The following is a 26,040-nucleotide window of genomic DNA, read 5'->3' on the forward strand; positions in this document are numbered from 1 at the left end:
CCTCGGGCTCAGTAAGACGGAAGGGTTACGGGCTGCTTGTTGTCGTTGACCATCGCCTGCAGCTTGCCGGCGGCAAAACTGCCCGACGGCGGCAGGGCGAAACGCATTTGCGAACCCGGCAGCACGTAGCCCAGCAGCCCGTTGTTGAGCGGCTTGCCCTGAATGCTGACCTGCGACAGACGAGCATGCACGATGCCGTCGTTGCGTACGTCGAGCCAGCGCTGGCTGTTTTGTTGCAGCAGCCGGTAGCTGAGCTTCGGCTGGTTGGCGGTGGCGTAGTCGCGCGGGTGTTCGAAGTCTTGCTTGGTCCAGACGCCTTTGCCGCTGACGAACAGCGGCACCGAATAACGCATCTGGAATTTCAGCCCCATCTGCGCGCCTTTGTCGGGCGCTGCGCCATCTTTATCTTTGATCGGCACTTCATCGACCAGGATGCGGTAAGCCCGCTCTTGTCCGGCGGCGGCCGGCGTCTGCTTGATCAGGCGAATCAGTTGGCGTTTGCCGGGGAGAATGGTGGCGACCGGCGGGCTGGCGAGCACCTCGCTCTGGTTGCGGTAATCGTCCTTACCGCCGGTTTGTTGCCAGCCCAGCACGCGAATTTGCATGTAAACCGGCTTGCTGTCGCGGTTTTCCAGCCACAGGGCCGTCGCCTGCTGGTTGTCTTCAATAACCGGATCGATGGGCCAAATCAGAATGGAGGCGGCGGCGAAGGCCTGCGGCTGGCCGGCTAACAACAATCCTGCCAGCAGAGGCAGGCGAAGCAGAGTACTACGCATAATGTGATCCTTTTAAAAGCTCAATAACTCACCGTCACTAAGACCGTATCGTTGTAGGTGCCGCTGGTGGGCAAGGTGCTGCTCGCCATTAAACTGGCGTAGATTTTTATTTCCTGCGTACTGCCGGTGGAGGAGACGGTTTGGGCGGCGCCGCCGTTGCCGCCGTCTCCCCACAAAACGGCGTAGTTGGCATCCTGGTAGAGCTGGTAAATCAGCGTTTCCGAGGTGACCGAGTTCAACAGCTTGCGCCCGCCGGCGATGGAGCCGGTCACGTTATTGCCGACGTTCAATCCCAGGGTGACGCTGAGCCCGGGGTTGCAGCGGATAAGGATCGAGCCGGCGCCGGCGCTCGAGACAATTTTTATCGGGCTGCTTAAAGACGCCACCTGGCCGAAGCTCATACTGCCGAACGAGGTAACGTTGGTGACGCCGCTGCCGAGCACGCAGCCTTTGATGATCGAAGCATTGACCGTGAAGCCCTGGCTGACGGTATCGGCATGTGCCGCCGGAGCGCCAAGCAGCGCCGTCAGCAGCAGGGTGCGCAGCGTTCCGTTAATCACCAATTTATCGTCACCTGTACCGTGTCCGTATAAGTGCCCGTCGCCGGCGTCGCCTGCACCGGGATCATGCCGTACACCGGCAGCCAGACGCTTTGACCGGTGGCGGTCTGCGTCACGCCGGTGACGTTATCCCAGACGGTGGCGTAGCTGGCGCTGGTATACAGGTTGTAGTTCACGCGGGCGCCCGCCGCGCTTTGCAGATAGCGCGAAGCGGTATTGCCGCTCTGTCCGCCGCTGAGCAGTACCGTGTAACTGGTGCCGTTGTTGCAGTTGATCTGCAGTGCGCCGGCGTTCGCCTGGCCGGTCACTTTTATCGCCGTATTGAGGAAGTAAACCGTGCCGAAGTTAAAGGTGCCGAACGTGGTGTTGCCGCCGCTGGTGGTGCCTGCGACACAGGATTTGACCAAGGTGGCGCTGACGCCGACCGTCGCAGTGCTGACGTCGGCGCGGCAAGCGCCTGCCAACGACAGCAGCATGCAGGTGACGGCCAGGCGCGTCATGCTTACCAGGTGACGGTCATGGTGACGGTATCGCTGTACGCGCCTGCCGCCGGGGTGGTGCCCGCGGCGGGCACCAGACCATAGACGATCAACGGGACCGCCGAGCCGGTGCCGGTGCCGGTCAGCACGCCGGTGGTGCTGTTCCACGGCACGGCGTGGGCGCTGTCCTGGTAGAGGTTATAGCTGATGTAAGCGGGCACGCTGCTGGCCATGCGCCGCTGGCTGCCGGAGGCGTTGAGGCCGTTGTCCAACGCCACGGTGTAGTTGGTGCCGGTGGTGCAGTTCAGCCCCAAGGTGCCGGTGCCGCCGCTGCCGGTGGCGCTGGCGGTGATGACGTTAGCCAGCGACGAGTAGGTACCGAAGCTGATGGAGCCGAAGTTGTTGGTGGTGCCGGAGCTGTTGCCGCCGGTAACGACGCAGCCGGCGCCGATGGTTAAAGTGACGCCCAGCGTGCCCTGAAGGGTGCCCGCCGCAAAGGCGGCGCCAGAGGTGCACAGCAGAACCGCTGCCGAGGTTAATGCCGCCAGAGTCTTTTTCATCATGGTTCCTTGCCGTAGTAGAGAAGCCTGCCAAAAAGCCCGAAAAATGAGTCAAATGCATTAATCTATTTACAGATTAATTAATAGAATAAGAACGGGAGAATGTCTTGCCGAAAGATTAAAAACTTTATTTATTTTTAAGCGAGATCGCAGGTTGGTGGGGGGGGCGTAAAAATTAGGAGGGTGATCACGTTTGAGATAATGATGGGGTGGGTGGGAATATTATTATATTAATGAGTAACGGAGCGCCGTGGCGGCACTCCGTTGGCGGTAAAAATCACCAGGTCACGGTCATGGTGACGGTATCGTTGTACACGCCGGCGGCCGGGGTGGTGCCCGCGGCGGGCACCAGACCGTAGACGATCAACGGGACCGCCGAGCCGGTGCCGGTGCCGGTCAGCACGCCGGTGGTGCTGTTCCACGGCACTGCGTGGGCGCTGTCCTGGTAGAGGTTATAGCTGATGTAGGCGGGCACGCCGCTGGCCATGCGCCGCTGGCTGCCGGAGGCGTTGAGGCCGTTGTCCAGCGCCACGGTGTAGTTGGTGCCGGTAGTGCAGTTCAGCCCCAAGGTGCCGGTGCCGCCGCTGCCGGTGGCGCTGGCGGTGATGACGTTAGCCAGCGACGAGTAGGTGCCAAAACTGATGGAACCAAAGTCGTTGGTGGTGCCGGAACTGTTGCCGCCGGTGACCACGCACCCGGCGCCGATGGTCATTGTCACGCCCACCGTGCCCTGAATGGTGCCCGCTGCGTTGGCTGCGCCACTGATGCACAGCAGAGGTGTTAACGAGAGCAAAACCAGCAGAGTTTTTTTCATCATGATTCCTTGCCATGTCAGAGAAAGTCCGCAAAAACGCCACCCAGAGCTGAGTTGCACGCATTTATTTACTTACATTTAAATTAATAGGATAAGAACGTGAAATTGTCTTTATCAAAGGTCAAAACTTTTTAATTGGCACAGGGCAAGCGTGCGCGGGTGAAATAACGTGATGGTGAAATGATTAGAATAATAACGAATGGCGATGGGAATATTGTTATCTTTATTTATCGCCGGGGAAAGCGGCTCCCCGGCGCCAGGGCGATTACAGGTGAAAATCCAGCGCGCCGTCGCGCACCAGCTCGCGCGGCAGGTTGTTCTTGATGCGGCTGCCGATGCGTTTGGCGATGCCCAGCGGTTGCCCCTGATAGGTGACGATGCACTCGTCGCCCGCCGGCGGCTGCTCAGGGTAGAGATCGCGGCCGTGATACCACTCCTGGGCCAGCGCGGCGTCCAGCTCGTAATGCTGTTTGCCGTCGGCGCCCGCGAGGGCGATCGCCGCTTCGTGCTGCCAACGGAACCCTTTCGGGAAGCGCTCCGCCAGCTTGAGGCCGATACGCGAGAAGCGCACTTTGCCGAACAGCGGCTCCAGCGCGGCCGGGAAGAGCCAGATTTCCTTGTCGCGCTCCCACAGCCGGCTGTCATCGCCCCAGGTTAAGCCGGATGCGGCGGCGGCTTGGGCGATCAGCGCCGCCTCTTTGCCGGACAGCGGGCTGAACGGGAATTTACCGACTTTATAGGTCGGCTTCGCCAACGGCGCCACGGCGTGTTTTTTACGCAGGCGGGCGACGAAAAACCCTTCGCTGTCGTAAATCTGCGGGAAGACGTGCAGGAAGCCCTCGGCGGTCACCGCCTTGTCGGCGCCGGGGAACAGCTCACCCAGCGGCTCGATGCTGACCGCGTCGCCATAGGTGTCCAGCAGCCAGCGCACCACCTGCTGATTTTCCTGCGCATTGAGGGTGCAGGTGGAATAAACCATCACGCCGCCCGGCGCCAGCGCATGAAACGCGCTGTCGATCAGCTCGCGCTGGGTGGCGGCGATCTCGGCGACGCTTTCCGGCGACCAGTTGCTCATGGCGTCCGGATCTTTGCGCACCACGCCTTCGCCGGAGCAGGGGGCGTCGAGCAGAATGGCGTCAAAACTCTCCGGCAGCGCGGCGCCGAACACCCGGCCATCGAAGTGGGTCAGCGCCGTATTCTTCACGCCGCACCGGCTGATATTGGCGTGCAGCACTTTCACCCGGCTGGCGGAGTATTCGTTGGCGACGATGCCGCCCTGATTATCCATCAACGCGGCTATCTGGGTGGTTTTGGAGCCCGGCGCGGCCGCCACGTCCAGCACCCGATGGGGCGCTGCGCCGCCGGCGAACAACGCGCTGACCGGCAGCATCGAGCTGGCCTCCTGAATGTAGAACAGGCCGCTCAAATGTTCGGCGGCGCTGCCCAATCGCAGCTCTTCATCGTCGCGCTCGATCCAGAACCCTTCCGCGCACCAGGGAATGGGATCCAATCGCCAGTCGTAGTCCCGCACCAGCGCCAGGAAGTCGGTGACGCTGATTTTCAGCGTGTTGACGCGCAGGCTGCGGCGCAGCGGGCGCTGGCAGGCGGCGATAAAATCGTCCATCGCCAGTTCGGCGGGCATGATGGCGCGGGTGGCGTCAAGGAAAGCGGGGGGCAGAAAAACGGCGGTGGATTTGGCCACGGGCGAACTCTCAGGGTGCAATAAAGACAAGGGCGAGAGTTTATCACAAAGCGGAAAAAAACAGGGCCCGGCATTGCCGGGCCCTGAGGGAAACGCGAAAGTTAATCGCGCGGAATGGCGGTGCCCCAGGTTTTCCAGTCCTTCGGCTCTTCCGGATTCAGCAGGAAGTGCTTGTTCGGCGTCGCTTTCGGCGCCAGCGGAATGGTTGGCGGCGTGGCGAAGGCGATGCCGCCGCGGATGAATTGCTGGAAGGTGCCACTCTTGATCACGCCGCCGGTCAGTCCGAACTGCAGGTTGTAACCCGACGCCAGCCAGAACACGCTGTTGTTGCGCACCAGATGCTGGTACTTCTTGCTGATGCGCAGCGCGACGTGCACCCGATCGGACATGGCGCCGAGGTAGAAGCCGGTGATGGTGCCGACCTCCACGCCGCGGAACAGCACCGGCGTGCCGATCTGCAGCGAGCCGGTTTCGGCCGCGTCGAGCACGACGCTCAGCCCATCGAGATAGCGCGAATCGGTGATGCTGGCCTGCTGCAGTTCGAAGGTGCGCAGCTCGCGCCCGCGGCCCGGCTCCACGTTGATATAAGGCTGGAGCAGGGTATCGAGGTTGCTGACGCCGGCGGCGGAGATCTCCGGCGACACGATCGAGAAGCGGCTGCCGAGGCGCGCGAAGGTCTGCACGTATTCCGGATACAGCACCGCTTTGGCCAACACTTCGTTGCGCTCCGGCGCCAGCTGCAGCGACTCCACCTGGCCGACGTCGATGCCGAGGTAACGCAGCGGCATGCCCGCCGACAGCTTGCTGGCGTCATAGGTTTTCAGCGTGATTTGGCTGCCCACCGCGCGGGCGGCGGTTTCGCTGGCGTACAGTACGCGGTTGGCGCCTTTGTTCAGCGTCACGCCCTGCAGGTTGTCGAAGCTGATGGCGCCTTTCAGCGCGCGGTTGAGCGGTGAAGCCTGCACCGTCAGGCCGCTGCCGTTGAGCTGCACCTTGGCGCCGCCTTCGGCCCAGAAGATGCTTTCACGGGTCAGCAACTTACGGTATTCCGGGCTGATGTAGACGTCCACCTCAAACTCGTTGGCCTTCGGCCGAACGTTAACGATCTCGCCCACCTGGAATTTACGATACAGCACCACTGAGCCGGCCTGCACGTCCGGCAGGCTGGTGGCGCTGAGGGTCAGGGTGGTGGAAGGGGCGTTGCCGACGATGCCTTCCTCGGCTTTTTCGCTGTTGGCGTACAGCGGGTATTGGCCGCCAGGCTCCCCTTTGCTGCCGGGGATAATGCGCACGCCGCCGTCTACCCACTCCTGCGCGCTGGCGCCGAGCACTTCCATGCCGTCTATTCCCAGCTTGACGTCGAGGCGGCTGTTGACCACGAATTTGCTGTCTTTGTGCAGCAGGCCGCGATATTGCGCATCAACGGCGGCGGTGAACACCACGCCGCCAGCGGTCAAGGTGCGGCTCAGGATTTGGCCGACTTTCACGCCGTGCACCACCAGCGGTTGCCCGACGTCGATGCCGTAGCTTTGCGGCGCCGTCAGCGTGACGGTCAACACGCCCGGCTGTTGCAACAGCGTTTCGCTGCTGTCCAGCACGTTGAAGCGCTGCTGCGGTTCGCCTTCACCCGGTACCAGTTCCAGCGTGGTGCCGGTCAGCAGTTGGCTGAGCTTGGCGTCGTTGAGGCTGATGCGCGGGCTGCGCATCACGATGCGGGTGCCGCTGCGCATCAGATCGACCACCGAAGGATCGATGGTCAGTTCACCGATGACTTTGCTGTCCTGTTGCAACGTCAGCTTGGTCAGGGTGCCGACCTGCAGCCCCTGGTACATCAGCGGCGTGCGGTTTGCACTCAAACTGTTGCCGCTCGGCAGATCCAGCAGAATATTGACGCCGCGCTGGCTGTGGGCCAGGTCCGGGTAAAGGGTATAGTTCTGATCGCCCTTGGCCTGCTGGCCATCGGCCGGCGAATCGAAGGCGATGGCGCCGTTGACCAGCGCCGCCAGGCTCTCCATCTGCACCGTGGCGCCGGACAGGCTGAAATCGCCCTTGAAGCCGGAGACATTCCAGAAGCGGCTGTTGCTCTTCACCAGGTTGGCGAAGCGGCGGTCGATCAGCACGTCGATGGTTACGCCCTTGTTGCCTTCGCTGATGGTGTAGTCATACACCTTGCCGACCGGGATTTTACGGTAATAGACCAGCGAGCCGCTGTTGAGCGAACCCAGGTCGTCGGCGTGCAGGTGAATCATCAGCTCGCCGGTGTTCAGGCGGTACTTCGGCTGGGTATCGAGCGCGGTGAAGTGGGTTTGCTCCTTGCCGCTGCCGGGCATCATGCCGATATAGTTGCCGCCGACCAGCGCATCGAGCCCGGAAACCCCGGCCAGCGAGGCCTTGGGCGTCACCAGCCAGAACTGGGTGCCTTCGCGCAGCGAGTCTTCCAGATCGCTTTTGATGCTGGCTTCCACCACGATGCTGCGCAGATCTTTGCTCAGGCTGATTTTTTGCACCGTGCCGACCTCAACGCCTTGGTAGCGCACCGGCGTGCGGCCGGCGACGATGCCCGCCGCCGATTGGAAATCGATGGTGACGGTGGTGCCGCGCTCCTGGAAATTGTTATAGACCAGCCACCCGGCGATCAGCAGGGCGATGAACGGCAGTAACCAGAACGGTGAAATGCGGCGTTTGTTCTTGACCCGCGCTTCAGTCGGTGTAGTCGGCGTTTCCTGTTGCATGTGCATCCCAAATCAATCGGCTATCCAGCCACTCAACGGCAAGAATAGTCAAAATGACCGCCGAGCCAAAGTAAAACGCGGCCGGTCCCATAGTAAAAGATAACAGTTGATCGCGATTTACCAGCGACATCATCAAGGCGATAACGAACAGATCGAGCATCGACCAACGGCCGATCCAGGTGACCAGGCGCAGCAGACGAATGCGCGTCTTCAGGCTGTGCGAGGTTTTGAAGTGGATGCTCAGCAACAGCACGATCAGCACGATCACCTTGGTGAAGGGCACCAGCACGCTGGCGATGAACACGATGGCGGCGATCGGCACGTTGCCGGAGGTGGCCAATGAGACCACGCCGGAGAAAATGGTGTCTTCCAGCCGCGTGCCGTTGGCGTAAATGATGGAAATCGGCAGCAGGTTGGCCGGTATCAGCAGGATCATCGCCGCGATCAGCGCCGCCCAGGTTTTCTGCAGGCTGTAGGGCTGGCGATGGCACATCGGCACATGGCAACGCGGGCAGCGGCCGCGCGCGTCGGGATAGCCGGTATAGTGGCAGGACAGACAAATGTGCAGCGCCGTCGGCGGGCCTTCCGGCTGTTCCTGCGGATAGTAGCGCTCCCACAGCTGCTCCAGATTGACGTGGATCAGCGTCAGGATGCTTAGCACCGTGAGCGAAAGGTAAGCGATCAGCGCGCTGCCGGGCTGGATGTCGGCGTAATCCTGCACTTTGATCGCCGCCACCGCCATGCCGATCAGATAAATGTCCAGCATCACCCACTCTTTGAGCCGCTCCAGCATCAGCAGCACCGGGCGCAGGTTCATGCCGAGCGCATGGCCGAAACGCAGGTACAGCAGCGACAGCACCAGCGTCAGCGGGGCGCCGATGGTGCAAAACGCCACCATGCTGGCGGTGAGCGGATCGCCCTGGCGGCTCATCTGCCAGATGCCCTCCAGCAAACTGGCGTCGATGCGCGTGCCGAGCAGGCGGATGCTGATCAGCGGCTCGGTGAAGGCGAACGGCATCAGCAGCAGCATGGCGATCGCCATGGCGGTCAGGCGCGTCATCGACCAGTCGCGGCCGCTCACCACCTTGGCGTTGCAGCGCGGGCAATAGGCGGCCTGATTGCCGCTGAGCGGCGGCAGCACGAACAGCAGGTCGCACTCGCAGCAGCGTTGGTGGCGCGCTTTGGAAAGGGGGGCGGTGATCGCGTGTATTTTCATTTTTGACAAGTAGCTGCCCTTGAGCCCGCCGGAACTGTCAGCGTAGCTGAAAAATAAACCGGCCGCGTCACCGGCGATCGGGCGCCGGACGGTAAAACGAGGTAAACCGGGATTCTGAGCGGCAAACATACCCCGAGCGACGGGGTTTTGTGAAGCAACAGATGATTAACCTTGTGGCTATACGCATTTAATGCTTATTTTATAGGGCCTAAGCTTTGGGCTTCTGGCCATCTTCACTGTTTCAATGGTTATCACATGACAAAAGAACAATTCTACGCGGAATTAAAACGTGACCTGAGCGCGTTGCTCGGCGGGGAAACCAACTTTATCGCGGCGTTGTCCAACGCCAGCGCGTTGCTCAACGAGCGTCTGGATGACGTGAACTGGGTCGGTTTCTATCTGATGGATGGCGACCAACTGGTGCTGGGGCCGTTCCAGGGCAAGATCGCCTGCGTGCGCATTCCGGTGGGCAAGGGCGTGTGCGGCACGGCGGTGGCGGAAAATCGCGTGCAGCGCGTCGGCGACGTGCATGCGTTTCCGGGCCATATCGCCTGCGATGCGGCCAGCAACGCGGAAATCGTGCTGCCGCTGGCGGTTGGCGGCCGAGCGATCGGCGTTTTGGATATCGATAGCACGGTTTATCAACGCTTCGACGAACAGGACGAAGTGGGCCTGAAAGCAGTGGTGGCGGGGCTTTGTGAGCAACTGGAACAGTGTGACAGTGCGAAATATGTGACTGTGGCGGCAAGTTGATCGACGGTTAACGTGGCAATTACCGATGGCGTCATTATAATGACGCCTGTTCATGCCTGTGGCTTGTTGGCAATACCGTTGTAATCAGGAAATTTCATGGAAAATCAACCTAAGTTGAACTCTAGTAAAGAAGTCATTGCTTTTCTTGCCGAGCGTTTTCCGCTCTGCTTTAGCGCCGAAGGCGAAGCTCGTCCGCTGAAAATCGGTATTTTTCAGGATTTGGTAGAGCGCGTGCAGGGGGAAGAGAATCTCAGCAAAACGCAATTGCGTTCTGCCCTGCGCCTATACACCTCAAGCTGGCGTTACCTGTACGGCGTCAAGGTTGGCGCGCAGCGCGTCGACCTGGACGGCAATCCGTGCGGTGAACTGGAGCAGCAGCATGTCGATCATGCTCGCCAGCAGCTTGAAGAAGCCAAAGCGCGCGTTCAGGCACAGCGTGCCGAACAAAACGCCAAAAAACGTGAAGCCGCCGGCGAATCCGCCGATGCCGCTCCGCGCCGTCCGCGCCCAGCCGGTAAAAAGCCCGCTGCGCGTCGCGAAGGCGGAGCCGCGCCGGAAAACCGCAAGCCGCGCCCACAAACTCGCCCACAGCCCGCTCGCCAACCTCGTGCAGCCAAAGAGGAAAGCCAGCCGCGTTATGCGCCAGTCACGGATATCTCTAAACTGCAAATTGGCCAGGAAATCAAAGTCAGGGCAGGCAAGAGCGCGATGGATGCTACCGTACTCGAAATCGCTAAAGATGGCGTACGTGTGCAGCTCTCTTCCGGTCTGGCGATGATTGTGCGCGCAGAACACTTGCAGTTCTGATACGGAGGCCAACCCAGGCATGAACAAATTCGTCAGATTAACAGCGATTGCAGGGCTGCTGTGGGCGGGTGTCAGTTACGGCGCGGAAACAGCCAACATCCGCATCGGCCAACTGCCCCAACTGCAACAGGAACCCCAGCACGCTACGGTGAGTGAGCGCGTCACCTCGCGCTTCACTCGCTCTCATTACCGCCAGTTCGCCCTCGATGCGGAATTTTCAGGCAAGATCTTCGATCGCTACCTGAACATGCTGGACTACAACCATAACGTGTTGCTGGCCTCCGACGTGGCGCAGTTCGCCGGCAAACGCAATCAGGTTGGCGAAGAGCTGAAAACCGGCAAGCTGGACACCTTCTACGCGCTGTTCAATCTGGCGCAGAAACGCCGCTTTGAGCGTTACACCTATGCGTTGTCGTTGCTGGACAAGCCGATGAACTTCACCGGCAACGGCACTATCGATCTCGACCGCAGCAAAGCGCCGTGGCCGAAAGACAAGGCCGAGCTGGATAGCCTGTGGGATGCGAAAGTCACGTATGACGAGCTGAACCTCAAGCTGACCGGCAAGACCGACAAAGAAATCCGCGACACGCTGACCAAGCGCTATCAGTTCGCCATCAAGCGCCTGACGCAAAGCAACAGCGAAGACGTCTTCCAGCTGGCGATGAATGCCTTTGCACATGAAATCGACCCGCACACCAACTATCTGTCTCCGCGCAACACCGAGCAGTTCAACACCGAGATGAGCCTGTCGCTGGAAGGCATCGGCGCGGTGCTGCAGATGGATGACGACTACACCCTGATCAACTCGATGGTGCCGGGCGGTCCGGCGGCGAAGAGCAAAGCGATCACCGTGGGCGATCGCATCGTCGGCGTCGGCCAGGCCGGCAAACCGATGGTGGACGTGATCGGCTGGCGCCTGGACGACGTGGTGTCGTTGATCAAAGGGCCGAAGGGCAGCAAGGTGCGCCTTGAGATCCTGCCGGCCGGCAAGGGCACCAAAACCCGCGTGGTCACCTTGACCCGCGAGCGCATCCGTCTGGAAGACCGCGCGGTGAAAATGACCATCAAGACCGTCGGCAAAGAGAAGGTGGCGGTGTTCGACATCCCCGGCTTCTATGTCGGTCTGACCGATGACGTGAAAGTGCAGCTGCAGAAGATGGCCAAGCAGAACGTCAAGAGCGTGATCATCGATCTGCGCACCAACGGCGGCGGCGCGCTGACCGAAGCGGTGTCGCTGTCCGGCCTGTTCATTCCGAGCGGCCCGGTGGTGCAGGTGCGCGACAACAACGGCAAAGTGCGCGAAGACGCCGACACCGACGGCGTGACCTACTATAAAGGCCCGCTGGTGGTGCTGGTCGATCGCTTCAGCGCCTCCGCCTCCGAAATTTTCGCGGCGGCGATGCAGGATTACGGCCGCGCGCTGATTGTCGGCGAGCCGACCTTCGGTAAAGGCACCGTGCAGCAGTACCGTTCGCTGAACCGTATCTACGATCAGATGCTGCGCCCTGAGTGGCCGGCGCTCGGTTCCGTGCAGTACACCATTCAGAAGTTCTACCGCGTCAATGGCGGCAGCACCCAGCGCAAGGGCGTGACGCCGGACATTCTGATGCCGACCGGCGTCGATCCGGCGGAAACCGGCGAAGCGTTTGAAGACAACGCCATGCCGTGGGACAGCATCAATGCGGCGACCTACAGCAAGACCGGCGATATGGCGCCGTTCGAGCCGGAGCTGCTGAAAGATCACCAGCAGCGCATCGCGCAAAATCCGGAGTTCCAGTACATCGCGCAGGATATCGCGCATTACAAGGCGCTGAAGGATAAACGCAACATCGTGTCCCTCAATCTGGCGGTGCGCGAGAAAGAGAACCACGATGACGACGCGACCCGTCTGAAACGCATCAACGAGCGTCTGGAACGTGCGGGCAAGAAGCCGCTGAAATCGCTCGACGATCTGCCGAAGGATTACCAGGAGCCGGATCCGTATCTGGATGAAACCGTGCATATCGCGCTGGACCTGGCTCATCTGGAAAAGGATCAGCCCGCTCAGCAGCCGACGCCGGCCAAATAAGGCCACGGCTTTGCCTGTGAAAAACGCACCCTCGGGTGCGTTTTTTTTTGGTTGCGGCAAGCCCGGCTTAAGCCGGTTTTTTGCGGTGACGCAGCCCGAGTTGAATGCAGGAAACCACCACCAGCAGACAGCCGAACAGCGACAGCAGCAGCGGGATCTCATGCCAGAACAGCCAACCCCAGGCGATGTTGAACACGATGCCGATATAGCGCACCACCGAGACCACGATCAGGTTATCGGAAGAGAAGGCCTGGGTTAAGACGACCTGCCCCAACAGCGACACCAGGGCGATGGCGAGCAGAATGGCGAACTGATAGGCGTTGGGCCAAACGAACGCGTTCCACATCAGCGGCAGCGAGATCAGCGTTGCGATGAACAGGAAGTAGAACACGATCTCGTAGTTGTGGTGGCGCTTGCTGAGTTTGTTGACCGACAGATAGGCGATCGAGGCGAACACCGCGCTCATCACGCCGACCAGCGACGCCAGGGTATAGGCCGAGAAGTGCCACGGCCGCACCAGCAGCACGGCGCCGATGATGACCATCGTCAGCCAAAACGCGGTGCAGGCGCTGACCCGTTCACGCAGCACCAGCAAGGAGAGCAAAATGGAGAAAAACGGCGACAGATAGGCCAGCATGCTGGCGTCGGCCAGCGTCAGATGGGCGATGCTGTAAAAATAACAAATGAGATACAGCCCGCCCATGGTGCCGCGCAACACCAGCAGCGGCCGGTCTACGCGGCTGAAGGCGATGCGGTGGCGGTACATCAGCAGCAGAACCAGCACACAGCCGATGCTGCTGCGAAAGAACACGATTTCACCGGTGGGAATAGCATCGGAGATGGTTTTAACCAGCGCGTTCATGACGCTGAAAATCAATGAGGCAAAAATGGCCAGTAGCGCACCCTGATTCATGCTTGCCTCCGCCATTGTCGGTAAATGATGTCCGCCTGCTCGTCGCAGGTATCGTCCAGCAACGAACGATGGCAATGCTCGGTGCCGATCCGGGTGACGAAGTGCTGCAGCGCCTGCTGAAAGCGGGCCAACAGACGCTGGGCGGCGGGCATCTCGACGTCAAGCCGCTGCGCCAGCAAGACCAGGACGCGCAGTTTGCGCACGTCCTCTTGCGGCACGCGCGGCAGGCGCCAGCGCCCCTGGGCATCCTGGAAGACGCGGGCGACCCTGACGGCGGAAAAATCATAGTAGCGGCCCTGCGCGTCCGGCTCGGAATAGGGGTCGACCAGCAGCGCGGTATAACGCGTAAACAGCGCATAGCATTGCTCCGTCGGCGCGAGCTGCGGGAATTGGTCAATCCAGCGGCGGCTCACCATACGGGGCGGAACCGGGTAGTTGTCGTCATTCAAAAAGCGCAGCAGGTTAATGGCCTCGATGCCGAGCCGGTTGAGCAACTGCTGGTAATCCTGCGAGAGCGCCAGCATGTCGGCGATCGCCTCGGGACAGATGGGGCCCTCGGGGTGGGTTTTATACAGGTACTGGATCGGCGCCTGCGGCTGGAATATCGCCTGCAGCGTGGTTTCGGCCAGCGCCAGCGGAGGATGAACATAATTGGTGATGCTGAAGCGCTCGGCGGCGAGCAGGCTGTTGCAGCGTTGGGCGTCAATGCCGTGACGCGCCAGCAGCGAGCAAAGCCAGTCGAGTTCGGCACAGTCTGACCTTGCGCCTGCGCCGGCCAGATAAATCCGCTGCTTGAACGCCTTGGTGTAGGCGCGGTAAGGCTGTTCGGCGTTCTGGTATTTGGTATCGGCGTAGTAGCTCGACAGGCTGATGACCTCGACGTGGGATTGCCCGGCCTCCTGCAGCAGGCTTTGCGCCATCAAGCCGGAGCCGATGGAGGGAGAGAGCAGGATCAGTGAGCGCAGTTGGGGCAACGCCGCCCATGGTACCTGTCGCAGCACGTCATGGTATTGATCGGCGGGGACGGCAAGGATCAGTCTGCGCCAGTCGCCGCCGACGAGCGCCAGATCATCGCAATAGCGGTCAATCGTCACCTGCGCATCGTCTTGGGTGCGCTGCGCCTTACCGGCGCCCGTCAGCCACAGGCTGGGCGTGTGCGCCAGATGTTGCTTCAGGCGGCGCCCTTTTTCGCTGGGACGGTTGTACAGGCCGATGCGCGCATTGCCCGCGGCCTTGATGTCCGCCGCCAGTTGGATCGCCGCCGGGCCGGCGCCGAGGATCAGGGTGGGAAAGGCATTATTCATGGCGGTGAGGCTCCAAAATCAAGAGATCGTACAGCGGGGTGGTGAGCGGTTTACCGCTGACGCGCCAGGGCGAGCCGGCGGCCTGGTGGTGGTAAGGGCAGTTGAAGATCGACTTGAGGCCATTGCCATAGCGCACCAGCAATTTGCCGCACTGGGGCAGCAAAGGCCGTAGCGCCTTCAGCAAACCCTGCTTGTCCGCCACCAGGGAGGCGATGATGATGTGATCGATATCGTTGCGCGTCAGGCCGTTCAGCTTGTCGATGCAGGGCATCTGCTGCACCAGCCCCAGGTGGCGCGTAAGCCGGCGGGCAAAACGCTGGGCCGCCGGATCGCAATCGTAGCAAATGACGGTGGCGGAGAGCCTGGCGACCAGCGCCAGCGCCGTGGTGGGCAATGCGCCGCTGCCCACCAGCAGCACCCGTTCGCCGGGTTTAATGTCGGCGGCCGCGATCTCCAACTGCAGCGCGCGGTCGAAACTGTTCAGGTAGGCGTTGGTTTGCGCCGGTTCCCGGCACAGCGCCGAGACGCGATGCTTCTCGTAGTCGCACAACGCGGCGTTGGCCGTCGCCCGCAGTTGGGTGATCTGCGCCGTTATCAAACGGTCGTTTTCCAGCTTTTGACGATAGGCCTGCAGCTGCGGTTCGTCGTTAAAGGCCTGCAGGCGGCTGAAACGACGTTCCAGCAGGGAAAAATGGCGCCGATCTTGCCGGGCGGAACGGTGAAGCTGGTGAATTTCCTGTTGCAAGCCGGCGAGTTGCGCCAGCATGTCCGCCTTGGTCAGAGTGTACATGGGGATTCTCCGTGTGCGTGTAACAGCTGTGTCGGCAGCAGATAGGGGTAGCCCTGCGGGCTGACGCCGTTTTCGATGCCGACGCCAAATACGCGAGACACCATCGGATGTCCCATCATCTGATGGGTATCGCCGTGGCAAACGACGCGTCCGTGCGCGAGCAGCGTGAGTGAGTGGCAATAGCGCAGCGCCAATCCCAGATCGTGGATCACCAGCAGCGTGATGCAGCGGTGGCGCCGGCCGTAGTCGGCGATCTGATTGAGCACGCGCAGCTGGTGGTGGATATCCAGCGCGCTGGTGGGTTCGTCGAGCAAAATGATCTGCGGCTGAGAGACGAAGGCCTGAGCCAGCATCACCAACTGTCGCTGGCCGCCGCTGAGACGGTTGAAGGGGCGATCGGCGAGCGCGGAAATGCCGCATTCCGTAAGCGCCTGCTCGACCGCATCGGCCTGGGCGGCGCTGATGCGCCAGCTCAACTGGCGTACCTTGCCCAGCAGCACCATGTCAAAAGCGGTCAATGCCGAATCGCAGCGATTAAGCTGCGGCACATAGGCGATACGGCTGGTTTTCGGATCGAGAGGGCGCTCGCGGTAAGCGATCTCGCCGTTGCACGGCACCATGCGGTTAATCGCTTTCAGCAGCGTCGATTTGCCGGCGCCGTTGGGGCCGATGATGCCGCCGAGCTGCGCCTCCGGCCAGCTCAATGAAACGTCTGCCAATAGCGAGCGGCGATGCAGCGAGACGCCGACGCGGGTGAGGGTCAGTTGAGTCATGGGCGTTTAACCTGTCGAGTGACGAAGTAAAACAGCACCGGCACGCCGATCAGGGCGATAACGATGCCGATGGGCACCACGCCGTTCGGCATCACCAGCTTGGCGACGATCGAGGCGCACAGCAGCAGCAGGCTGCCGCAGAGGGCGGAAATGCAGATCAGGTAGCGCTGATCCTCACCCACCAGAAAGCGGGCGAAATGCGGGGCGATCAGCCCGACGAACCCGATGGTGCCGACAAACGAGACCGAGGCGGCCGTCAGCAAGGTCGCCAGCAGAAAGGCCAGCTTGCGCAAGGCGCTGACATTGATGCCCAGCCCCTGGGCCTGCTCTTCGCCGGCGGACAGCGCCGTCAGCCGCCAGGCGAGCCGCAGACTGACGAACAGCGCGCACAGCAACACGACGCCGGTGATCGCCACGCCGTGCATATTGGCTTTGAGCAGGCTGCCGAACAGCCAAAAGACAATTTGCTGCATGGCTTCCGGCGAGGCCAGAAACAGCAGCAGCGATTGCAGCGACTGAAAGAAAAACAGCACCACGATGCCGCTCAACACTAATATTTGCGGCGTCATGCCGCGGCGTTGTCCCAGCAGATAGACAGGCACGCAAGCCAACAGCGCCATCAGCGAAGCCAGCAGCGGCGTGCCCAGCGCCAACGCGCCGCCCAGGCTGAAGCCGGTGAGGATCGCCAGCGCCGCGCCGAACCCCGCCGCGGCAGAGATCCCCAGCGTATAGGGGCTGGCGAGGGGATTGGCCAGCACGGTCTGCATCAGCAGGCCCGCCAGCGCCAGGCTGGCGCCGACCACCAAGGCGGTGAGCGTCATCGGCAAGCGAATCGACCAGAAAACCGCCTGATGCAGTGCGTTGCCAGGCGCAGAGCCGGGCCAAAGCATCCGCACGATATCCGTGAGGCCAAGTTGCGCGGCGCCGACGGTGAGATCGATGGCGGTCGCCGCCAGCAGCGCGCCGAGCAGCGCCAGCGTCAATAGCCCGCGGCGCAGCCTGCGCCGTCGCAAAAACGCACGTCCTGTGTGGGCCACGGTTATTCTCCTTGCCAGCGTTGCAAGAAGACGCCGTCCGCCTCTATCGGCAAATATTGATGGTAGAACTGCGCCAGATTGCGCGCGGGATCAACATCGGCAAACGCGGCGGGATAGAGCGCTTTCGCCAGATACTGGACAAAGATAAAATCGTAAATCGTGCGTGCGCCGCCATGGTAAAGCGCATAAAGACGCTGATTTTTTACCGCCGGCAGTTGCGGCCATCCCGCCCGCCGGGCGTATTGCGTCAGGCGCGTCTGTAGGGGGGCTGCCTGCGTGCCGTAGCCCATCGGCACGGCGTTCGGCATGTTTTCCCAGTCGCCACCGGCGAGAAAAATCACCTCGGGCCGTTGGGTCAGGACATAGTCGGCGCGCAAGGGGGAAGGGCTGCCGACGACGCCGGCGGCGATATTGTCGGCGCCGGCCAGCTGCAGCAGCGGCCCCCAGATCGATGCGCCATAGCTGCTGCCGTACTCGCCGGGGCCCTTGTCCCCCAGCTCAATGTAGGTGACCGGCGGCGGCAGCTGCGCCTGGCGGATGCGCCGCCGGGTATCCTCGAGACTTTGGCGATATTCGTCGGCCAGCCGTTCCGCTCGCTCGGCGTGGCCCATCGCCTGGCCCATTAACCGGATGCTGGCGAGCTTGACTTCAACGCCCTGATTGAAGTCGACGACGATGTAAGGAATGTTGAGCTGTTGCAGCACCGGCAGGTAGTTGGCGAAGCCGTCGAGCTGCCACTTCGCCAGGATCAGCAGGTCTGGCCGCGTGGTCAGCAGGCGTTCAAAATCGAAGCTCTGGTTATAGAGCGAACCGACATCGACCAGTTGAGCGAGCCGTGGCAGCGCCGCCTGATAGCGCGTCCATTGGCTGGCGCGCAACGCCCAGTCGCTTTTGGAGAAGGCGACGACCTGTTGATAACTCTCCGGGCCGTTCACCGCCAGAAAATCTTCGTAGTAAAAGCCGATATAGGCGCGCTGTGCGGGGGCGGCCAGGGTAACCTGGCGTCCTTCAACGTCGGTGAGGTGAATTTCAGCGTGCGCGACCTGGCAGAAAAGCAGCCACGTCGCCAGCATCCAGACGATACGCGATAACATGATTGACATCCCTTTACGATTAATTGTGATGTTATAATGTAACAATTAATCGCGAGATTCAAACTTTCGTCGCCGCTGAATCAGGCGGGGCATGATGAAACGCGCTGAGCGGATATTGGCCTATAAAGCGTGAGGATAACGGTTCTCGTTGTCATGGCGTGCGGGCAAAGAAATTTTTCTGCAAAATCCCTCCGCCTTGCGCAACAATCGTTTACAATTTGCCAAATCCCGGTCGCGCGTCGTTTTTGTAAAGTTTCGTATTTTTAGTAGGTTAATGGCGCGCAACTCTTGAAACTGTGACGAATGCCCATACGATCCAGGGTATCTGGACAGTGTTTTGTTAACATTTATGAGGAAGTAAACATTTTATGATGCGTATAGCTCTGTTCCTGCTCACCAACCTGGCGGTGATGTTGGTTTTCGGGCTGGTGCTCAGCCTGACAGGAATCCAATCCAGTAGCGTTCAGGGCCTGATGATCATGGCCGGTCTGTTCGGCTTCGGCGGCGCTTTCGTGTCGTTGCTGATGTCCAAATGGATGGCGCTGCGCTCCGTGGGCGGGGAAGTGATTGAACAGCCGCGTAACGAAACCGAAAACTGGCTGCTGGAAACGGTGCGCCGTCAATCGCAGCAGGCGGGCATCGCCATGCCGCAGGTCGCTATCTACCACGCGCCGGACATCAACGCCTTCGCCACCGGCGCACGGCGCGACGCTTCGCTGGTCGCCGTCAGCACCGGCCTGCTGCAGAGCATGAGCCGCGACGAAGCGGAAGCGGTTATCGCGCACGAAATCAGCCACGTCGCCAACGGCGATATGGTGACCATGACCCTGATCCAGGGGATCGTGAACACCTTCGTCATCTTCATTTCGCGCCTGATCGCACAGGTTGCCGCCGGCTTCCTGGGCAACCGCGACGGTGAAGGGGAAGGCAACGGCAACCCGATGATTTACTTCGCCGTGTCGATGGTGCTGGAACTGGTGTTCGGCATCCTGGCGAGCATCATCACCATGTGGTTCTCGCGTCACCGCGAATTCTATGCCGACGCCGGTTCCGCCAAACTGGTGGGCCGCGAGAAGATGATCGCCGCCTTGCAGCGTCTGAAAACCAGCTATGAACCGCAGGAAGCGGGCAGCATGATGGCGTTCTGCATCAACGGCAAATCCAAGTCGTTCAGCGAGCTGTTCATGTCGCACCCGCCGCTCGACAAGCGCATCGAAGCGCTGCGCACCGGTCAGTACCTGAAGTAATCGGCTGAATGAAATGAAAAACCCCGGCTTGCCGGGGTTTTTTTATGGCATTCCTGAACCGCTATTTCGGCGGCGGCGACGGATTCAGCAATGAAATTCGGCAATGAATGGGATGAGCGCTTCAGCGAAGTTTGCGGGCGTTAATGCCGTGCAGCAGCGCCCGAAGTCGCTGAAGCCCACCTGCAAACCGCGTCTTTCGGCCTCTCAGCCTGGGCAGGCGCGGTGCCAGATCACCCGGTGAGAGGGCAAGCCGCATCGGGCCCGGTCACGACCGCCTGTTTGGCTTTGGAAGCGCATGTTATATGCTTTGGCACAATGACATTTGTCCCTGAGGCCCTATGAAAATCAACCACCTTCCCTTACTCAACGGTGATGAGGTGTCGGCGCGCCTGGCCGCATTGGCTGGCGGTGTCGCCGATGCGGTTGCGGAATTGTTGAATCGGCATGATGACGATGATGAGCCGCCGGTTATTCGCTGGCATTCAGGCGATCTGCGCCAGCCGGCGTTTTTCCCCGATGAGCACGACGGCCACGATTACGATTACCTGATCGTGGACGGCGATGTGATCGTGGAGGGATGCCTGGCGGTGTCACCGCAGCGAGAGGACGGCGGCATTGTCGTGCTGGGGCGGCTGCAGGCGGATACGCTGATTTGCTGGGGCGGGCTGGTCGTGCGTGACGATGTCCGCATACGCCATGCCTATTGCAGCTCAGGAAACGACGGCGCGTTCGTGGTGGGGGGAGACCTGACCGCGCTCACCCTGGTAGAAACGGGGGAGTTTATCCATGTTCATGGCGATCTCGACGCGCGATGTCTCGCTTCGTTGCAGAACTTCGTTCAGGTTGACGGAGAAACGCGCTGCGACTGCCGCATCGACAGCGCGCAGTCCGAAGATCTGATAAAGCGCATGTTCGCCCCCGGCCTGCTCAAGGCCTTCGAGGGGATGGATAACGACGGCCAACGCCTTGTTGGCTGGTATCCGGATGACGACGCCTATTTAGCCTGTTTACGACAAGGCCGCAGCCCGTTGAGGTGCGGCGACTGACGCCTGGCCTGCCATGCTCCCGGCACCGCACCCGACGCGGCCCGGCCGCCAGTGCTGGTCCCGTCGGTTTTACAATCGATGAGGGCTCGGCTCTTTTATGTGCGCTATTTCACCTCGCGGCTGGGCTGCGCCGTTTGCGTCGTCGGTTGAGTGATGCGCAGGCTGCTGATGGCCGCCGCCAGGGTGGCGAACACCCCAGCCAGGATCAGTGAAGCGTGGGTGCCGGAGGCTGGGAACAGGTTGAACATCAGCGCCACCAGGGCGGCTCCCGAGGTTTGTCCCAGCAGACGGGCAGTGCCCAGCATGCCGCTGGCGCCGCCGCTGCGGTTGCGCGGTGCGGCGGAGATGATGGTGTGGTTGTTGGGCGACTGGAACAGGCCGAAACCGGCGCCGCACAGCACCATGCGCCAGATGATGTCCATATTCGACGGCGCCGCGGGCAGCAGCGCCAGCGAGAACAGCCCGAGCGCGAACACCGCCAGCCCGATGCAGCCCAGCAGGCCGGCATGCACGCGTTCCACCAACCGGCCGGCGATCGGGGCCATCACCACGATCGCCAGCGGCCACGGCGTCAGCAGCAGCCCGGTCGCCACCTCGTCGCGGCCCAATGCGCTTTGCAAGAAGAACGGCAGCGACACCATCGCCAGCATTTGCGCGGCAAACGAGCAGATTGAGGTGCCCATCGACAGGGCGAAGATCGGAATGCGCAGCAGATCGACCGGCAGCAACGGAAATTCCTGGCGCAGCTGGCGGCGCACGAACAGCGCGCCAATCGCCAGCAGCGCGGCGATCTCGCTGAAGATCAGCGTCAGGCTCTGGCCCTGGGCGAAGCCGCTGATGGCGGTGATCAGCAGGCCGAAGGTCAGCGCATTCAGCACGGCGCTGGTGGGATCGAAACGGCGGTTATCGCTTTTTTGGCCGTTGGCCGGCAGGAATTTCATCCCCAGCAGCAGCGCGACGATGCCGATCGGCAGGTTGATGGCGAACAGCCATTGCCAGGACGCGACCGACAGGATAGCGGCCGCCACCGTCGGCCCGGCCGCCGAGGAGCAGGCGACGATCAGCGAGTTGATGCCCATGCCGCGGCCGAGAAAACGCTGCGGGTAGATGATGCGGATCAGCGCGGTGTTGACGCTCATGATGGCGGCGGCGCCAAAGCCCTGCAGCACGCGGGCGATGGTCAGGGTGAGCAGCGAGTCGGACAGGGCGCAGAACAGTGAGGTGATGCTGAACACCAGCAATCCAGCCTGATAGATGCGGCGATAGCCGACCAGATCGCCGAGCGACGCCAGCGACAGCAAAGAGACGGTGATCGCCAGTTGATAGGCGTTAACCACCCAGATGGAACTGGCCGGACTGGCGTTGAGATCGCGCGCGATGGTGGGCAGCGCCACGTTGGCTATCGCGCCGTCGAGCACGGATACGGTAATGCCGAGGGCGATGGCGAGGATCGCCCCATAGCGTTGCGGGACGGGGAGGCCGTCGGAACAAGGACGCATGCAGGTCTCAGCGGTATTTATTCAGGAGAGTATTATCATGCTAATCATATTCGCCTGCGATTGCATGCCCCTTGTCCGCTTAATTGTAAACGGCGGTGAGCGGCAGGCGGTTATTCATTTGGCTTCAATCGCTTAGCCTTCAGCTGCGTTGCGCATCGCGATCTGTTCCGATTATACTGAAACCCTTGTTTAAATTTCCTGAAACAAAACCGTTAAGTAGGGTATTCGCCATGGCTAACGCAGATTCAGACAAGCAACCGGATGCTGTCTCATCCGTGATGAAAGTGTTCGGCATTTTGCAGGCGCTCGGCGATGAGCGCGAGATAGGCATTACCGAACTGTCCCAGCGGGTGATGATGTCTAAAAGCACCGTCTACCGGTTTCTGCAGACCATGAAAGCGCTGGGTTACGTTTCACAGAAGGGCGAGACGGAAAAGTATGCGCTGACGCTCAAGCTGTTCGAACTGGGCGCCAAATCGTTGCAGAACGTCGATCTGATCCGCAGCGCCGACGTGCAGATGCGCGAGCTGTCGAATCATACCCGTGAAACCATCCACCTCGGCGCCCTGGACGAGGATGGCATCGTCTACATCCATAAGATCGACGCGATGTACAACCTGCGCATGTATTCGCGCATCGGCCGCCGCAACCCGCTGCACAGCACCGCCATCGGCAAGGTGCTGCTGGCCTGGCGCGAGCGGGATGAGGTGGCGCAGATCCTGTCGCAGATTGAATTTACCCGCAGCACCGAGCATACCCTGACCAGCGCCGCCGAACTGTTGCCGGTGCTGGATCGGGTGCGTGCGCAGGGATATGGCGAAGATGCCGAAGAGCAAGAAGCGGGGATCCGCTGCATCGCGGTACCGGTCTTTGACAGGTTCGGGGTGGCGATCGCCGGGCTGAGCATCTCTTTCCCGACGCTGCGCTTTTCCGAAGCGGCGCGGGAGGAGTATGTGGCGTTGCTGCACGTCGCCGCCCGACGCATTTCCGAACAGCAGGGCTATCACGACTACCCGTTCTGACCTGCGTTTCGATGAGCAAGGCGCCGTCATGACGGCGCCTTGCTGTTATTTCGCGCCGGGCGTCAACCGCTGAGAAATCCGCTCCAGCACCAACATCAGCACCAGCGTGGCCGCCACCAGGATCATGGTCAGCGTTGCGCCATTGGCGATGCTGCCGCGATCGGTCAGACTAAAAATGGTAACCGGCAGCGTCGCCCAGCTCGGCGGGTAGATCATCATGGTCGCGCCCAGCTCCCCCATCGACAGCGACAGGCTGAGCGCGAAGGCGGAGATCATGTAGGGGGCGATCATCGGCAGGGTGACGTGGCGCAGGCGAAACAGCGGCGAAGCGCCCAGGCTGGCGGCGACGTTCTCGTAGTCGTCAGGCAGCCGGGTCAGCCCGGCCATGACGTTGCCGAAGGTAAAGGCGGAAATCAGCACGAAGTGGGCGGCGGGCACGATCAGGAAGGTGCCGTTCATCTGCAGCGGCCCCTGGCTGAACGCCACCAGCATCCCCAAACCGATAGAGACCGAAGGCACCGCGCTGGGAATGAAAAACAGCGTGCCCAGCAGCCGTCGGCCGCGTTCAGGCACGTGGCGCAGCGCCAACGCCGCCCAGGTGCCGCACAACAACGCGAACAGGCTGGCGCTGAAACCGATAGCCAGACTGGCGATCAGCGCGTCCCAGGAGGCGCCGCTGAACGCCTGGCGGAAGTGGCTGAGGGTGAAGCCGCTCGGCAGCACGCCGCTCCACTGTTCACTGAAGCTGGACATCAGGATCACCGCCAGCGGCAGGCAGAAGAACAGGGCGAACAGCGTGACCGCCAGTGTGCAGGTCAGGGTGCGTCCGGTGCGAGACCAAATCAACATCGTCAGTTCCTCAGCCCGGCGCGCGCCGCGGCGTAGCGGTAAAGGGAGAACAGCCCGAGCGACAGCGCGATATTCACGACGGCGATCGCGCAGGCGACGGCGTAGTCCGATTCCAAAATCGCTTTGGCGTAGACCATCATCGGCAGCGTGGTGACGCCCTTGGCGCCGATAAACAGCACGATGCCGAACTCATTGGTGGTCAACAACAAACACAGGCTGCCGCCGGCCAGCAAGGCCGGCAGCGCGGCCGGTAAAATCACCTGGCGCACCACCCGTCCCGGCCGGGCGCCGAGGATGCTGGCGGCCTCGAGCTGGCTGCGGTCGATCTGCGACAGCGCCGCCATCAGCGGGCGCATCACCAGCGGGGTAAACACGGTGATTTCCGCCAGGATCACCCCCCAGATGGAGTAAAGAAAATCCACCGGCGGCAGGGTGAAACCAAAGGTCGCCATCAGCGTGCCGTTCAGCAGGCCGGCGGAACCGTAGATGAACGTGAAGGCCAGCGTGATGAGGAAGGTCGGCATGGCGATAAAGGTATCGATCACCCGGGCGATCAGACGGCTGCCGGGGAACGGCGTGAACACCAGCAACAGCGACAGCAGGGTGCCGAGCACCAGGCAGCCCAGCGTCGCCAGCAGCGCGATCTGCAGCGTGTTGAGAAGGGCGCCGACAAAGCGGCGTGATTCAAACGCCTGCTGCAGCGCGGTGACGCTGAACAGCCCTTGGTCGTCGGTAAATGCCTGTTTGACGATCAACGCCAGCGGGTAGAAAAACAGCGTCGCCAGCGCCAGCAGCGGCAACAGGATCCACAGGCGGCGCGGCAAACGCAGCCGCTGGGCCGGGCGAGTAAGCGTAGAGTCGGTCATGTCAGTCCTCGATCAGTACCGCATCGTCGGGGGCGAAATAGAGCGGCACCCGTTCGCCGATCTGCGGCATCCGGCTGCGATGGGTGGTGACCACGCGCAGCGGGTGGCCTTGCGCGTCGAACTGCAGGTGCGTCAGTTCACCCTGCCAATGAATATCGCGCAGCGTGCCGATAAGGCAGTTGCTGCGCTGAGCGTCGGCATCGAGCGCAATATGCTGCGGCCGGATGCACAGCAGCTTGTCGAAGCCGCGTTGTGCGCCGTAGGTGAAACAGCCGATCACTTTGCCGGCGCAGCTGACGGTGGTCATGCCTTGCCCGGTGGTGGTCTCCAGCGCGGTGGCCGGCAGCAGGTTGGCGCGGCCGAGAAACTCGGCGGCGAAGCGGTTCGTCGGATGGTGGTACAACGCGCGGGTTTCGCCGTGGGCGATCAGGTGGCCGTCGCGCATGATGCCGATCTTGTCCGCCAGCGTCAGCGCTTCGCCCTGATCGTGGGTGACGTACAGGATGGTCAGATCCGGCAGCTCGCGGTGCAGGCGGGCGATCTCTTCCACCATGCTGTGGCGGATTTGCGCGTCCAGCGCCGACAGCGGTTCATCCAGCAACAGCACTTTGGGGCGCACCGCAATGGCGCGGGCGATCGCCACCCGCTGTTGCTGGCCGCCGGAAAGCTGGCTGGGATAGCGCCTGGCGTAGGCGGACATGCCGACGATGGCCAACGCTTCTTCGACGCGCTCGGCGGTCAGGCCGCGCGGCTTGCCCTGGGCGCGCAGGCCGAACGCCACATTGTCTTCGACGCGCATATGCGGAAACAGCGCATAGTTCTGCACCACCATGCCCAGGCCGCGTTCATAGGGCGGCACGTCGGTGACATCGATATCGCCGATGGCGATGCGTCCGGCGGACGGCTGCACGAAACCGGCAATCGCTCGCAGTACGGTGGTTTTGCCCGAGCCGGAGGGGCCGATCAGCGCCAGCACTTCGCCGGGCGCGATGGTGAGCGTCAGGGGTTTCAGCACTTCGGTGCCGCGGTACGACACGCTGACGCGGTCGAGCTGAATGCCCGACGGCCCGGCGATATCCCGGCTGTTATCCCGCGCCTCGGCGCGGGAGGAGAGGGTAGAAGGCATGGTCAGC

The 26,040-nt window shown here is 61.6% G+C and carries 24 protein-coding genes; 6 read left to right on the plus strand and 18 right to left on the minus strand.

Translation table 11 applies throughout. From position 1 onward, the window contains the following. Positions 1–8: 8 nt before the first annotated feature. The 8 genes from ACSBQS_RS06580 to yebS all read right to left on the minus strand — a co-directional run bounded on the left by ACSBQS_RS06580 (position 9) and on the right by yebS (position 8,839). Positions 9–776, minus strand: a complete 768-nt coding sequence (locus ACSBQS_RS06580; protein WP_033642837.1) for a fimbrial biogenesis chaperone — start codon at positions 774–776, stop codon at positions 9–11. Between the two features lie 20 nt (positions 777–796). Then, positions 797–1,339 (minus strand): Csu type fimbrial protein, encoded by a 543-nt coding sequence (locus ACSBQS_RS06585; RefSeq protein ID WP_042784322.1) that lies wholly within the window; start codon positions 1,337–1,339, stop codon positions 797–799. Further along, positions 1,333–1,836 (minus strand): Csu type fimbrial protein, encoded by a 504-nt coding sequence (locus ACSBQS_RS06590; RefSeq protein ID WP_033642839.1) that lies wholly within the window; start codon positions 1,834–1,836, stop codon positions 1,333–1,335. The genes ACSBQS_RS06585 and ACSBQS_RS06590 overlap by 7 nt, the downstream gene beginning before the upstream one ends. A 2-nt stretch (positions 1,837–1,838) precedes the next feature. Continuing rightward, positions 1,839–2,375, minus strand: coding sequence for a Csu type fimbrial protein (locus tag ACSBQS_RS06595; RefSeq protein ID WP_047026226.1), 537 nt, complete (start codon positions 2,373–2,375; stop codon positions 1,839–1,841). 277 nt (positions 2,376–2,652) lie between these two features. Beyond that, positions 2,653–3,189 (minus strand): Csu type fimbrial protein, encoded by a 537-nt coding sequence (locus tag ACSBQS_RS06600; protein ID WP_033652487.1) that lies wholly within the window; start codon positions 3,187–3,189, stop codon positions 2,653–2,655. A gap of 265 nt (positions 3,190–3,454) precedes the next feature. After that, positions 3,455–4,891: a 16S rRNA (cytosine(1407)-C(5))-methyltransferase RsmF gene (gene rsmF / locus ACSBQS_RS06605; RefSeq protein ID WP_434990021.1), complete on the minus strand. Its 1,437-nt coding sequence runs from the start codon at positions 4,889–4,891 to the stop codon at positions 3,455–3,457. Positions 4,892–4,992: 101 nt separating this feature from the next. Then, positions 4,993–7,623: a PqiB family protein gene (locus ACSBQS_RS06610; protein WP_089195483.1), complete on the minus strand. Its 2,631-nt coding sequence runs from the start codon at positions 7,621–7,623 to the stop codon at positions 4,993–4,995. Next, entirely contained in the window at positions 7,592–8,839 is a 1,248-nt protein-coding gene (yebS, locus tag ACSBQS_RS06615; protein ID WP_033644263.1) for a membrane integrity lipid transport subunit YebS, read from the minus strand. The genes ACSBQS_RS06610 and yebS overlap by 32 nt, the downstream gene beginning before the upstream one ends. A 255-nt stretch (positions 8,840–9,094) precedes the next feature. Between yebS and ACSBQS_RS06620 the strand changes: the two genes are divergently transcribed. The 3 genes from ACSBQS_RS06620 (at position 9,095) to prc (ending at position 12,467) form a co-directional block, all read left to right on the plus strand. Beyond that, entirely contained in the window at positions 9,095–9,592 is a 498-nt protein-coding gene (locus ACSBQS_RS06620) for a GAF domain-containing protein (protein WP_033642843.1), read from the plus strand. A 96-nt stretch (positions 9,593–9,688) separates the two neighbouring features. Then, positions 9,689–10,399, plus strand: a complete 711-nt coding sequence (gene proQ / locus ACSBQS_RS06625) for an RNA chaperone ProQ (protein WP_004931497.1) — start codon at positions 9,689–9,691, stop codon at positions 10,397–10,399. A 19-nt stretch (positions 10,400–10,418) separates the two neighbouring features. After that, the gene (prc, locus tag ACSBQS_RS06630; protein ID WP_033642845.1) at positions 10,419–12,467 is read left to right on the plus strand and encodes a carboxy terminal-processing peptidase; all 2,049 of its coding nucleotides are present in this window, start codon (positions 10,419–10,421) and stop codon (positions 12,465–12,467) included. Positions 12,468–12,534: 67 nt separating this feature from the next. On the opposite strand, the gene ACSBQS_RS06635 is transcribed toward prc, so the two are convergent. From ACSBQS_RS06635 to ACSBQS_RS06660, 6 genes are read right to left on the minus strand one after another with little or no spacing between them, the layout of a single operon-like run. Next, on the minus strand, positions 12,535–13,380 hold the full coding sequence (locus tag ACSBQS_RS06635; RefSeq protein ID WP_033652485.1) for a DMT family transporter: 846 nt from the start codon (positions 13,378–13,380) through the stop codon (positions 12,535–12,537). Beyond that, the gene (locus ACSBQS_RS06640) at positions 13,377–14,684 is read right to left on the minus strand and encodes an opine metallophore biosynthesis dehydrogenase (protein WP_197749772.1); all 1,308 of its coding nucleotides are present in this window, start codon (positions 14,682–14,684) and stop codon (positions 13,377–13,379) included. The genes ACSBQS_RS06635 and ACSBQS_RS06640 overlap by 4 nt, the downstream gene beginning before the upstream one ends. Further along, positions 14,677–15,474: a nicotianamine synthase family protein gene (locus ACSBQS_RS06645; RefSeq protein WP_033642848.1), complete on the minus strand. Its 798-nt coding sequence runs from the start codon at positions 15,472–15,474 to the stop codon at positions 14,677–14,679. Before ACSBQS_RS06645 ends, ACSBQS_RS06640 begins: the two co-directional genes overlap by 8 nt. After that, on the minus strand, positions 15,462–16,247 hold the full coding sequence (locus ACSBQS_RS06650) for an ABC transporter ATP-binding protein (RefSeq protein ID WP_434990024.1): 786 nt from the start codon (positions 16,245–16,247) through the stop codon (positions 15,462–15,464). Before ACSBQS_RS06650 ends, ACSBQS_RS06645 begins: the two co-directional genes overlap by 13 nt. Continuing rightward, entirely contained in the window at positions 16,244–17,284 is a 1,041-nt protein-coding gene (locus tag ACSBQS_RS06655; RefSeq protein WP_033652483.1) for a FecCD family ABC transporter permease, read from the minus strand. Before ACSBQS_RS06655 ends, ACSBQS_RS06650 begins: the two co-directional genes overlap by 4 nt. A 2-nt stretch (positions 17,285–17,286) precedes the next feature. Continuing rightward, entirely contained in the window at positions 17,287–18,378 is a 1,092-nt protein-coding gene (locus tag ACSBQS_RS06660; RefSeq protein ID WP_046686943.1) for an ABC transporter substrate-binding protein, read from the minus strand. A gap of 368 nt (positions 18,379–18,746) precedes the next feature. Here ACSBQS_RS06660 and htpX point away from each other — a divergent pair, with 368 nt between their 5' ends. Beyond that, positions 18,747–19,625: a protease HtpX gene (gene htpX / locus ACSBQS_RS06665; protein ID WP_033652481.1), complete on the plus strand. Its 879-nt coding sequence runs from the start codon at positions 18,747–18,749 to the stop codon at positions 19,623–19,625. Between the two features lie 338 nt (positions 19,626–19,963). Then, complete coding sequence (locus ACSBQS_RS06670) at positions 19,964–20,671, plus strand: hypothetical protein (RefSeq protein WP_047576061.1); 708 nt, start codon at positions 19,964–19,966, stop codon at positions 20,669–20,671. A gap of 104 nt (positions 20,672–20,775) precedes the next feature. Here the strand turns inward: ACSBQS_RS06670 and ACSBQS_RS06675 are convergent, their stop codons facing one another. Continuing rightward, positions 20,776–22,170, minus strand: coding sequence for an MFS transporter (locus tag ACSBQS_RS06675; RefSeq protein WP_434990027.1), 1,395 nt, complete (start codon positions 22,168–22,170; stop codon positions 20,776–20,778). A gap of 230 nt (positions 22,171–22,400) precedes the next feature. Here ACSBQS_RS06675 and kdgR point away from each other — a divergent pair, with 230 nt between their 5' ends. Next, positions 22,401–23,192, plus strand: coding sequence for a DNA-binding transcriptional regulator KdgR (gene kdgR, locus ACSBQS_RS06680; RefSeq protein WP_197666327.1), 792 nt, complete (start codon positions 22,401–22,403; stop codon positions 23,190–23,192). A gap of 45 nt (positions 23,193–23,237) precedes the next feature. Here kdgR and ACSBQS_RS06685 read toward each other — a convergent pair whose 3' ends face one another. The 3 genes from ACSBQS_RS06685 to phnT are packed head-to-tail and all read right to left on the minus strand — an operon-like array spanning position 23,238 to position 26,039. Beyond that, complete coding sequence (locus ACSBQS_RS06685; protein ID WP_434990029.1) at positions 23,238–24,041, minus strand: ABC transporter permease; 804 nt, start codon at positions 24,039–24,041, stop codon at positions 23,238–23,240. Between the two features lie 2 nt (positions 24,042–24,043). Then, the gene (phnU, locus tag ACSBQS_RS06690) at positions 24,044–24,907 is read right to left on the minus strand and encodes a 2-aminoethylphosphonate ABC transporter permease subunit (protein ID WP_197749774.1); all 864 of its coding nucleotides are present in this window, start codon (positions 24,905–24,907) and stop codon (positions 24,044–24,046) included. Position 24,908: 1 nt separating this feature from the next. Further along, positions 24,909–26,039 (minus strand): 2-aminoethylphosphonate ABC transport system ATP-binding subunit PhnT, encoded by a 1,131-nt coding sequence (gene phnT, locus ACSBQS_RS06695; protein WP_405052965.1) that lies wholly within the window; start codon positions 26,037–26,039, stop codon positions 24,909–24,911. Position 26,040 lies beyond the last annotated feature (1 nt).

The organism is Serratia sp. H402Y, from assembly GCF_051172415.1.
In the GTDB taxonomy this organism is placed as follows: domain Bacteria; phylum Pseudomonadota; class Gammaproteobacteria; order Enterobacterales; family Enterobacteriaceae; genus Serratia; species Serratia ureilytica.

What these genes read in the sequence shown, in the direction of transcription:
- ACSBQS_RS06620 (WP_033642843.1), top strand. Translation starts at nt 9,095, where the DNA reads ATGACAAAAGAACAATTCTACGCGGAATTAAAACGTGACCTGAGCGCG.
- ACSBQS_RS06685 (WP_434990029.1), bottom strand. Translation starts at nt 24,041, where the DNA reads ATGTTGATTTGGTCTCGCACCGGACGCACCCTGACCTGCACACTGGCG.
- htpX (WP_033652481.1), top strand. Translation starts at nt 18,747, where the DNA reads ATGATGCGTATAGCTCTGTTCCTGCTCACCAACCTGGCGGTGATGTTG.
- ACSBQS_RS06595 (WP_047026226.1), bottom strand. Translation starts at nt 2,375, where the DNA reads ATGAAAAAGACTCTGGCGGCATTAACCTCGGCAGCGGTTCTGCTGTGC.
- proQ (WP_004931497.1), top strand. Translation starts at nt 9,689, where the DNA reads ATGGAAAATCAACCTAAGTTGAACTCTAGTAAAGAAGTCATTGCTTTT.
- yebS (WP_033644263.1), bottom strand. Translation starts at nt 8,839, where the DNA reads ATGAAAATACACGCGATCACCGCCCCCCTTTCCAAAGCGCGCCACCAA.
- ACSBQS_RS06670 (WP_047576061.1), top strand. Translation starts at nt 19,964, where the DNA reads ATGAAAATCAACCACCTTCCCTTACTCAACGGTGATGAGGTGTCGGCG.
- ACSBQS_RS06610 (WP_089195483.1), bottom strand. Translation starts at nt 7,623, where the DNA reads ATGCAACAGGAAACGCCGACTACACCGACTGAAGCGCGGGTCAAGAAC.
- ACSBQS_RS06675 (WP_434990027.1), bottom strand. Translation starts at nt 22,170, where the DNA reads ATGCGTCCTTGTTCCGACGGCCTCCCCGTCCCGCAACGCTATGGGGCG.
- ACSBQS_RS06645 (WP_033642848.1), bottom strand. Translation starts at nt 15,474, where the DNA reads ATGTACACTCTGACCAAGGCGGACATGCTGGCGCAACTCGCCGGCTTG.
- ACSBQS_RS06580 (WP_033642837.1), bottom strand. Translation starts at nt 776, where the DNA reads ATGCGTAGTACTCTGCTTCGCCTGCCTCTGCTGGCAGGATTGTTGTTA.
- phnU (WP_197749774.1), bottom strand. Translation starts at nt 24,907, where the DNA reads ATGACCGACTCTACGCTTACTCGCCCGGCCCAGCGGCTGCGTTTGCCG.
- ACSBQS_RS06650 (WP_434990024.1), bottom strand. Translation starts at nt 16,247, where the DNA reads ATGACTCAACTGACCCTCACCCGCGTCGGCGTCTCGCTGCATCGCCGC.
- ACSBQS_RS06600 (WP_033652487.1), bottom strand. Translation starts at nt 3,189, where the DNA reads ATGAAAAAAACTCTGCTGGTTTTGCTCTCGTTAACACCTCTGCTGTGC.
- prc (WP_033642845.1), top strand. Translation starts at nt 10,419, where the DNA reads ATGAACAAATTCGTCAGATTAACAGCGATTGCAGGGCTGCTGTGGGCG.
- ACSBQS_RS06590 (WP_033642839.1), bottom strand. Translation starts at nt 1,836, where the DNA reads ATGACGCGCCTGGCCGTCACCTGCATGCTGCTGTCGTTGGCAGGCGCT.
- kdgR (WP_197666327.1), top strand. Translation starts at nt 22,401, where the DNA reads ATGGCTAACGCAGATTCAGACAAGCAACCGGATGCTGTCTCATCCGTG.
- ACSBQS_RS06640 (WP_197749772.1), bottom strand. Translation starts at nt 14,684, where the DNA reads ATGAATAATGCCTTTCCCACCCTGATCCTCGGCGCCGGCCCGGCGGCG.
- ACSBQS_RS06660 (WP_046686943.1), bottom strand. Translation starts at nt 18,378, where the DNA reads ATGTTATCGCGTATCGTCTGGATGCTGGCGACGTGGCTGCTTTTCTGC.
- ACSBQS_RS06635 (WP_033652485.1), bottom strand. Translation starts at nt 13,380, where the DNA reads ATGAATCAGGGTGCGCTACTGGCCATTTTTGCCTCATTGATTTTCAGC.